Origin of the sequence: Gilliamella sp. B2969 (assembly GCF_026536195.1) — a bacterium.
Lineage (GTDB): Bacteria > Pseudomonadota > Gammaproteobacteria > Enterobacterales > Orbaceae > Gilliamella.
Genome location: NZ_JAFNOP010000001.1, coordinates 315,355 through 321,354, shown reverse-complemented (window position 1 = coordinate 321,354; position 6,000 = coordinate 315,355). Strand labels below are relative to the sequence as shown.

The following is a 6,000-nucleotide window of genomic DNA, read 5'->3' as shown; positions in this document are numbered from 1 at the left end:
TAGATAAAACGCTCATCATTCCATGTCAATCCGCACCGGCAATGATGATAATCGATAACATAACAAATTCCCCACCACAGCCCGTTATTGGGCTGAGACCGTTTCACCTCAATAATGTAGCGTTGCCTTTAGCGATAACAAATAATAACCAAAAAACACAAATCAATAACTTTAATTATTGACACTAATGATAACATATATTATCATTACCACATCAAAACCAATCAAGTTAACAGCGTCATTAAACAAGACTACGAGTTATTTAATGTGTTAACAAGATTCAAGTAGCTAGCAGGGGCATATGAACATACTGCGGTTTTGATACATGTCACAGGCATGACGGTAAACTGCGGCTGATGGCAGTGTTAATTACACATAACACAATTAATACTGCCATATCTTATCCTATCAGCACTCACGCACACTGTTGTTAGGAAAAGGACAGCGGGAAAGACTGCGAACAGACCACATCCTTCGCCCCAACATGTTGGGGCCTTTTTTAAGGAAATATCATGATTAATAGAGATTTTATTAATATTAAAACCAAAAACAGATTTGACAAAGATTATCAATTGACTAAACACGAAATCCGATTTATCTACTTTGCCAATCTAATATTAATCTTTATGGGATTGGTCGCCTTGTTAATTGCTTTTTATTAATGACAATTGGGTGAATCATGCGTCAGTTGCAACAATTAGTCGAAAATAGCTACGAAGCGAGTTATTACAAAATGCTCGATAAAATCGAACAACAAGATGCTCAAGAGGAATGGATTGATAAACGTGCTGATGAGCTAATGGGCAATTTTAGTAATGAGAATGATTGGCAAATATTGGCATTACTTAAATTAAAATTAGACAACCATAGTGTTGATGCAAAGATATATCACCAATTTATTATTGATATTTGTTATTCTCAAGCACAGTTTGAATTTAAACAACATTCACTAATGTTATTAAATAAAAATGCTTATTAATGTAGCTTAATTAAATTAACAGAAAATAAATTAGATGATAAACAACTCAGTATTCATGCTAAAAAACAGAGACAGATATAAAAGAATAGGTTGATATTAAAACAGATATACAATACAGATTACATTAATTTACAATTTTCCTTATTAGCAAAAATACCAGTCTTTTATCAAACAGTTAATCTGAGCGAGATACTGAATAACAAAATAAAGTTATTAAATCATCGTTGAATTTGAAAATCTTATTTCATTATTGAGGATAATTTGTATGGTAATAAAAAACAGTCCTGAAAAGGATATAGAATCAATCTTAAATGATTCTAATGTATTTGCTCAAAAAATTAACAAATACTGCCGTAATTGCAACAATCCAACTCCTGATGGATTAGCATATTGCAACCAGAATTGTAAAAATGAATTTGAAATCAAACATCGCAATGATTTTAAAGATTAACTACCTCATTATTTATATAAATAAAAAACATTAAAATTGTGAAAAATAATGGCATTTATTCAATAGATGAATTATCAAATTAATCTATTAAAATAATACATTCAATCTTTACATTATGTTCTAAAATAATTTTTTGATCTTTTACCATAAAAGTACTTAAAAATAATAATTATAAAGAATAGCAAAACTAAAAAATAACCATAACGTTACGCAATAACAAAAAAAGTCATAACATAATTGGTAAGCTAATAAAGTAGAGCATAATTGAATAAGTAATAAATATTTTTCAATTTTAGATAAATCAATTGCTTTCAATAAAACGCCCTGAAATTGATTTAATCTTGTTTTAATAATAGATAAGACCTAGATATTATCCAAACTTAGTACACAATGATAACGAAGTATCAAAAAACATCGCCTAATGACAACGCAATAGATTTGAATTTTCTGATACAGATATGTTTATCATCACATTTAACGCAGTTTTAAACACTCTATAAATTTATAGTTATTGTCGAAGACGGACACACAAATTGACGTTTGATACTAATATCGATTCAGAGTAATTTTTTAAGATTTTAAAAAAATCTATAATATAATTTTAAATGAAATAAAAAATATAACTGAATACAGACAATAAAAAAGCCCTAACTATCAAGTCAGGGCCTAACACTGTTAACTTGTTAAGATTAAATTGATGTTATCAGTTACTTACTTTTTGTTTTATACTCATCATAATATTCCTGAGCCAGTTTACGCATTGATAAACCGATTGCGGCATATTGATACTCATTTAAATTGGCCAAGGAAGCACGCGCAGACGGATGCTGCACCGCAAATCCTTTACCTGGAAGCAATACCACTCCTGCTTCATCGGCAATTCTAAATAGCATTTCAGAAGGATTTTTATTTTTTAAGATCCATTTAGCAAACTTATCATCATAAAGTTCTCGACAAATATGTTCTAAATCAATTAGCGTATAGTAATCGACATTGTTTTCATCTGTTTTGTGTTTCAAACCTAAATGCTGATAAAGTGAAGCCGCACGGCGACGAATAATCGTCTTTAACGTCGCCTTATAACTTTGATCGGCATCCATCATTTCACATAACGCAAAAAGAACCATTTGTACTTGCTGTGGCGTTGACAAACCGGCAGTATGATTTAAGGCAACCGCTCGGCTATCTGCTACTAAGCGATCAATAAATTTGAGATTTTCAGGATCGGTAACAATTGAACTGTAACGTTTATCAAGAATCTTTCTTGTCTTACTTGGTAATGCTCTAATAGTTTTGTCGATAACATTATCATGGCTAAGCGCAATTACTCCTAAACGCCAACCTGTCGCGCCAAAATATTTAGAAAATGAATAAACTAAAATGGTATTTTTAGGGCAAATAGCAAATAAAGATTGAAAGTTATCAGCAAAAGTCCCATAAACATCATCAGTTAAAATGATCAAATCAGGGCGTTTTTTCACAATATCAGCAATAATTTTTAAGCTTTTATTATCGATTTTAACTGAAGGTGGGTTAGACGGATTAACAAGGAAAAAAGCTTTAATGGATGGATCTTCTAATTTACGTAATTCAGATTCAGGGTATTGCCAATTTAGATTTGGATCTGAATTGATTAGTACCTCAACGAGTTGATAATCATTTAAACTCGGTATTTCAAGATATGGGGTAAAAATAGGCGCGCCGATAGCTATTTTGTCCCCTTTTTCAATTAATCCATTCTCTTTCATTGAATTAAATATATAGGCCATAGCAGCTGTGCCACCTTCAACTGCAAAAAGGTCTAATTCATCACGATGTAAATACTGCGCACCCATTTGCTCAAGCACATAAGATTTTACCACTTCCTCACTTAAGGTTAACATTCGATCGGGAACGGGATAATTACATCCTAAGATGCCTTCAACCATTTCTTGCAAAAACTTATTCTCATCAAGACCTAACTGATCACGAATATAAGAAAATGCTTTACCTAAAAAAGCAACACCAGGCGTTTGGTAATTTTGTCGAATAAAATGCTCAAAACGCCCAGTTAGACCGGCTTTAATGGGAAAGCCACCTACCCCTTCATTCAAGTAAGAATAAGACATTTCTGATTCTTGAATAGCAAACACGCCTAATTGAAAAAACGCCTGACGAGGAAAAGTAGCAAGAAAATTAGGATTACCACGACCGGCATTTAACATAACGCGATCTGCACGACTTTGTGCAAGTTTAATTAAATTATCTTTTAACTCAAAAGGACTCAAATTGGCATACTTTGAAAAGTCTGTTGTGTTTTTCATGATCTGTACCTTTACTTTTATATTCCAATTAAACAAAAGCCACAACTAATGGACCTAACAAAGTTAGGAAAACATTAGCTAAAGCATAAGTAATAGCAAAAGAATTGGTTGGTGTAGAATTTCCTGCCTTATTTAGCACTTCACCGAAAGCTGGATTAGCACTACGAGCTCCCGCCAATGCACCAGCAAATACCGCTACATTTTTATAGCCAAGGACATATTTACCAAAGTAAATAGCTAATAACATAGGCAAGACAGTAACAACCACTCCAATTAAAAATAGCGATAATCCTTGTTCTTCAATGGTATTAATTGCCTGTAAACCAGAACTTAAACCAACTACAGCAACAAAACCAGCTAAGCCAAAATCTTTCAATAATTGAATAGCACCACTTGGAATGTTACCAACAGTTTGATGAATTGAACGGTACCAACCAAATAACAAACCTGACAACAAAGCCCCACCACCAGCGCCTAATGTAATTGGGATATCGCTCACACGGATAACAATTAAACCGATAATAAGACCAACAACCAATCCTAAACCATGGAAAATCCAGTCAGTTTTTTCACTACGAGTAATCGGCGCACCAATTTTATCAACAACACGTTTAAGATCACCATCAGAGCCATAAATGGTTATCACATCGCCTAATTTTAAATAAATATCATTATTTAATGGCAATGACTCGCCATCTCGATGAATTGCAATTAGATAAATACCATGCTTTAATTGAATAACCTCTTCCGATGATAGGACTTGTGTTAAATTTTCGCCAACATAACGTGAATTACGCATCTCAACGTCTTGAGTATTCATCACAACATCCATACCCGATACTGAATTAATTTCAGTGCCAAGAAGATCACTTGCTTGAATCATTGCATCACGGTGGCCAACAACTAAAATAATATCCCTAACTTCAATAACTGTGTCTGGTGTGGCTTCAATAATTTTATTGCCACGCTTTATTTTTTCAATACTTATACCATTAACTGTTTTCTCAATTTCGCTAACATTCTGATCAATTTTATTCGTCACGCGATATAAACGACCGGTAATATCTGATAGTGCTAAATTTTGATTAGAACCTAACAATAAAGAACCATGCAATTGTTCTGCTTGTGCTTTTATAGCGTCATCAGCAATATCTTTTCCCATGATTTTTGGCAAAATATTGACACAAATAATAATGGCGCCTAAAGAACCAAAGATATAGGTTACTGCATAACCAATAGTGACATTAGCTTGCATTTTATGAAGTTCTTCAACACTTAACCCTAATTGACTTAATGCATCAGATGCGGTGCCCATAATGGCAGATTGAGTAAGACCACCAGCAGCAAGCCCCGCAGCTAGACCTTTATCTAAATTAAACACTTTAGCTAACACAACAACTGTCGCTAAACCTGCAACGGCAATAAATAACGCTAAAAAGATTTCACGCAAAGTTTTGACACCAAGCGAACGAAAAAACTGTGGTCCGCTTTCAAAACCAACCGCATAAATAAAGAGCGCGAAAAGAACCGCCTTAACGCCAGCATCAACTGTCACGCCAAAAACACTCAATGCAACGGCAACCAGTAACGAACCTGCAACACCACCCAGTTGGAATTTACCAATCCGAATAGCACCAATTAAATATCCTAAACTCAAAGAAAGAAATAAAAGAATTTCGGGTGAGTGTTGAATCCCATTTAAAATCCAGTGTGAAAGCCATTGAAACATAATAATTGTCCTCAAGTGCTAAAAAGATGAATTAAGAATGTAAGAAAAGAAATAAAAAGGGACTTAAAGAATATTCATTCAATTTTATGAATACGTTTATATATTAAACTGCTATTGCAAGAATAGAAAGTTAATTTTTATAATTGATATTATTTATAAAAAAATAACAATGCAATGTCTTATTTTTTTATAACACTACGATATTTATAAGATCTACACTTTTGCTTGTTTGACCGTCGTTAATCGTTAGGCAACTATAACCCTATAAATACAACGAATAGAAATATTTTCTTTGATACTTTACATAAAAAAGAAAATAAGAAAAGTTTTCACTCAGTCAGTATAAACAATTAACATAATCATAATTGTTTATTTCCAAAAATGTTTTATCCGAAAAACTATTTTCAAAAAATATTATTTGAACAAATAAGTTAAATATAAATATCTTACTTTTGAAGTTTCCCTTACATATAAGGCTAACTCGTATGTAGTTTTTTACTATGCGATATATTTTTGTTGAATAATAAAAATTGTAGAA

General features: G+C 32.5%; 6 protein-coding genes. 4 read left to right on the top strand and 2 right to left on the bottom strand.

What is annotated here, in order from left to right; genetic code table 11:
- The 4 genes from J3U66_RS01430 to J3U66_RS01415 all read left to right on the top strand — a co-directional run.
- On the top strand, window positions 1–182 hold a 182-nt coding region (locus tag J3U66_RS01430; RefSeq protein ID WP_267347650.1), incomplete at its 5' end, for a hypothetical protein.
- 330 nt (window positions 183–512) lie between these two features.
- Complete coding sequence (locus J3U66_RS01425; RefSeq protein WP_179854744.1) at window positions 513–662, top strand: hypothetical protein; 150 nt, start codon at window positions 513–515, stop codon at window positions 660–662.
- 17 nt (window positions 663–679) lie between these two features.
- Window positions 680–979 (top strand): hypothetical protein, encoded by a 300-nt coding sequence (locus J3U66_RS01420; RefSeq protein WP_267343907.1) that lies wholly within the window; start codon window positions 680–682, stop codon window positions 977–979.
- 265 nt (window positions 980–1,244) lie between these two features.
- The gene (locus J3U66_RS01415) at window positions 1,245–1,430 is read left to right on the top strand and encodes a hypothetical protein (protein WP_065798700.1); all 186 of its coding nucleotides are present in this window, start codon (window positions 1,245–1,247) and stop codon (window positions 1,428–1,430) included.
- Between the two features lie 707 nt (window positions 1,431–2,137).
- On the opposite strand, the gene J3U66_RS01410 is transcribed toward J3U66_RS01415, so the two are convergent.
- Together J3U66_RS01410 and aspT are read right to left on the bottom strand one after the other, a co-directional pair.
- Window positions 2,138–3,733: a bifunctional aspartate transaminase/aspartate 4-decarboxylase gene (locus J3U66_RS01410; RefSeq protein ID WP_267333466.1), complete on the bottom strand. Its 1,596-nt coding sequence runs from the start codon at window positions 3,731–3,733 to the stop codon at window positions 2,138–2,140.
- Window positions 3,734–3,761: 28 nt separating this feature from the next.
- Window positions 3,762–5,462, bottom strand: coding sequence for an aspartate-alanine antiporter (aspT, locus tag J3U66_RS01405; RefSeq protein ID WP_267333467.1), 1,701 nt, complete (start codon window positions 5,460–5,462; stop codon window positions 3,762–3,764).
- Between the last annotated feature and the right edge of the window lie 538 nt (window positions 5,463–6,000).